Source organism: Streptomyces sp. CoH27 (assembly GCF_020181035.1).
In the GTDB taxonomy this organism is placed as follows: Bacteria; Actinomycetota; Actinomycetes; order Streptomycetales; family Streptomycetaceae; genus Streptomyces; species Streptomyces camelliae.
Genome location: NZ_JAIQYY010000014.1, coordinates 154,620 through 156,621, shown reverse-complemented (window position 1 = coordinate 156,621; position 2,002 = coordinate 154,620). Strand labels below are relative to the sequence as shown.

The 2,002-nt window shown below is 71.3% G+C and carries 1 protein-coding gene; it reads left to right on the top strand.

The genetic code is table 11. The annotated features are described in order from the left end of the window. Positions 1–147: 147 nt before the first annotated feature. Positions 148–2,002: PQQ-binding-like beta-propeller repeat protein (locus LE548_RS24785; protein WP_225099150.1), on the top strand; the 1,855-nt coding region annotated here is incomplete at its 3' end.

Here is a 2,002-nt window from a genome sequence, read left to right as displayed (position 1 = left end):
TTCGGCAACTGAGCCGCAGCCGCGCCTTCTCCCCTGCCTGTCCGTCGTTCGTCGTCGTCCGCCCCCGCCCCCGCCCCCGCCCCCGCCCCCGTCCCCGTGCCGTCCGGCCCGTCCGGCCGTCCGAGCCCGACCGAGGTACCCGTTGTCATGACCCAGCCGCCCCCTCCGCCGCCGAACCAGCCCCCGCAGCAGGGCGGTTTCGGCCCCCCGAGCCCGCCCCCGGGCGCGCCGCAGGACCAGCAGCCGCCGGCCGCCCCGCCGACGCCCCCCGCCCCGCCGGCCCAGCAGCCACAGCCGGGTTACGGCTACCCGCAGGCCGCCCCGCCTCCACAGCCGCCCCAGCCCGGTTACGGCTACCCGCAGGCCGCGCCGCCCCAGCCCGGTTACGGTTACCCCGGCGCGCAGCCGAGCCCGTACGGCCAGCAGCCGGCCGCGCCCTACGGCGCACCCGGGCCGCAGAACCCGTACGCGCAGCCGACGGCGCCCCTGCAGGGTGTGCAGCCGGGTTACGGCTATCCGGGCCAGCCCCCGACCATGCCGATGCAGCCGCAGGGCGGGCCGGGCGGCGGCGGGCGGAAGAACACCACGCTGTTCATCGTGGTCGCGGCGGTCGTCGCGATCGCACTGATCGTGGCCGGCGGCATCTGGTACGCCTCGTCCTCCGGGGGCGACGGCAAGAAGCAGGACACCGCCTCCTCCAGCGGTGGCACCGGCGGCAAGAACGGCAGCGGCGGCACCGGGACCACGGGCGGCGGCGGCAAGGAGAAGGTGCCGGGCAACCCCGCGGCCAACGTGCTGTTCGAAGTGCCGCTGCCCACCGCGGACGACACGGTCAGCACCGCGGGTTCGTGGCTGACGAGCAAGGTGTACGCCAAGAGCGGCGTCGGCGAGATCGTCGGCTACGACCCGGCCAAGGGCACCAAGCTGTGGACGATCAAGCTGCCCGGCCCGGTCTGCGCGGCCAGCCAGCATGTGACGTCCGACGACAAGACCGCGATCGTGTACCAGCCGAAGTGGGACACGAAGAAGAGCTTCGGCGGGTGCACGCAGATCGCCGCGATCGATCTCGACGCGGGCAAGCAGCTGTGGACGAAGACCGTCAACTCCGGTGACACCCCGGTCAATTACCAGAATGTGACGGTCGCTCAGCGCACCGTCGCCGTCGGCGACAGCAGTGGTGGTGCCGCCTTCGACCTCGATTCGGGCAAGGCGCTGTGGCTGCCGAAGCCGGGCGACAGCTGTTACGACGCGGGGTACGGCGGCGGCACCAGCCTGGTCGCGGTGCGCCATTGCGGAGACTCGCAGAACGGCCAGATCAGCATCCAGACCCTCGACCCGAAGACCGGGAAGGTGATCTCCGAGTACCGGATGGACTCGGGTATCCAGTACGCGGCCATCGTCTCCACCGACCCGTTGGTGGTGGCCGCCGACGTCAACGCGGACGACGGCAGCGGCGTCTCGGACTACTTCTCCATCGACGGCAAGACCGGCAAGCTGCTCGCGCACATCTCCGCGCCGGCCAAGACCTACGCCGGGCGCTGCGACGGCATCACCCGCATCGAGTACTGCAAGCAGATCGTCGCGGGCAACGGCAAGCTGTACCTGGCGACCGAGGAACACGACGGCAACGGCGGCGCGTTCAGCAAGACCAACGAGATCGTGGCCTTCGACCTGAACACCGGCAAGCCGACCGGCCAGCGCGTCGAGGCCGGTGAGGGCTATCTGCTGACCCCGCTGCGCATGGACGGTGGCAACCTGATCGCCTACAACCGCCCGCCCTACGACAAGGGCGGCCAGATCGTCAGCATCGACGGCGGGTCCTTCACGATGACCAAGCTGCTGGAGAACCCGACCACACCGGCCGCGCGGCAGGTGGAGGGCGCCATGCTGCCGGACTACGCGGAGATCCTCTTCGGCGACGGCCGGCTGTACATGGCGCAGGTCTTCGCCCAGCGGAAGGGCACCTCGTCGTACGGTAAGCAGGACCTGGTGATCGCGTACG